At 67.3% G+C, this 1,375-nt stretch carries 1 pseudogene; it reads left to right on the top strand.

Annotated features, from left to right (window positions below):
* Nucleotides 1–107 precede the first annotated feature (107 nt).
* Nucleotides 108–1,329 (top strand): annotated as a pseudogene (gene istA / locus Tchar_RS13445) (IS21 family transposase).
* The last annotated feature ends 46 nt before the right edge of the window (nucleotides 1,330–1,375 follow it).

The following is a 1,375-nucleotide window of genomic DNA, read 5'->3' as shown; positions in this document are numbered from 1 at the left end:
CCTAGCGACACGAGGAACTGACCCCCTCGTTCGCAAGGAGGCCATCGTTGGAAACGAAGCACATTGAGGTAGATCCTGTGCGCCGTGTGGTTTGCGGAGTGCAGGAGATGTTGGAGCCGGAAGCGATCACGACGATCGTTCGCTTGGGGCAGTCGGGGTGGGGCGCGAAGCGGATCGCCAGGACGTTGGGCATCGCGCGCAACACGGTGCGGCGGTATCTGAACGCGGGTGGGCCGGTGCCGTATAAGCGGCCACAGCGCACCGGCGTTTTGGTCGGTCATGAAGCATGGCTGCGGGAGCGCTTCCTGCAGCACCGGGGTAACTGCGACGTGGTGCGTCAGCAGTTGAGCAAGGAGCTCGGGATCGACACGAGCCTGCGCACGGTCGAGCGCGCGTGCCGAGGGTTTCGCCAGGAACTCGAAGCGAGCCGCCGTGCGACGATCCGCTTCGAGACCGCGCCGGGTGAGCAAATGCAGATCGACTTTGGGCAGACGCGCGTGATGATCGGCGGCGAGTCGGTACGGGTGTTCCTCTTTGTGGCCACACTGGGCTACTCACGCAAGGGGTTTGCCTGCGCATTCCGCCACGAGCGCCAAAGCGCCTGGTTCGCTGGCATCGAGGCGGCGTTCGCCCACTTCGGCGGACGGCCGCAGACGCTCCTCATCGACAATGCCAAGGCACTGGTCGACAAGCACGACACGCCCACGCGCCAGGTTCGGCTCAACAGCCGCTTTGAGGCGTTCTGCCGCCACTGGGACATCGCAGCCCGGGCGTGCGCGCCGTTTCGCGCCCGCACCAAGGGCAAGACCGAGAACGGCGTGGGCTACGTGAAGAACAACGCCATCGCCGGTCATGCCTTCGAGAGCTGGGCGGCGATGCAGGCGCACCTGGCGCGCTGGCAGCGCGAGGTGGCCGATGTGCGCATCCACGGCACGACGGGCGTCACGCCCGCTGAGCGCTTCGAGTTGGAGCGTGCGCATCCTGCGCCCGATCGCCGGCATCGCCCCCTTCCTGCAGGTGCGCGAGCTCGTGCGCCGGGTCAATGCCGAGGGCTGCATCGAACTGGACACCAACGCCTACAGCGTGCCGTGGCGGCTGATCGGTGAGATGGTCACGGTCGTCGTCAGCGCCGACACGGTGGTGGTCGAGTACGCCGGTGAGGAAGTGGCCCGCCACGCGCAGCTGCGCGGCAGTCGCGGGCGCAGCATCGAGCGTAGCCATCTGCTGGTGGGGTCACCGCCGCCGGCCGCAATCGAAGTGCCGCCGCCCACCGATGCGCTGCTGCGTCCGTTGGCCGAGTACGAAGCGCTCGTCGGAGGAGGCTGGTGATGATCGATACCGACCGACTCGACGAACTGCTCACCCGGCTGCGGCT

It is taken from the genome of Tepidimonas charontis (assembly GCF_007556685.1).
Classification (GTDB): domain Bacteria; phylum Pseudomonadota; class Gammaproteobacteria; order Burkholderiales; family Burkholderiaceae_C; genus Tepidimonas; species Tepidimonas charontis.
Note: the sequence above shows the minus strand (reverse complement) of the source record. Positions and strands in the feature narration are given on the sequence as shown.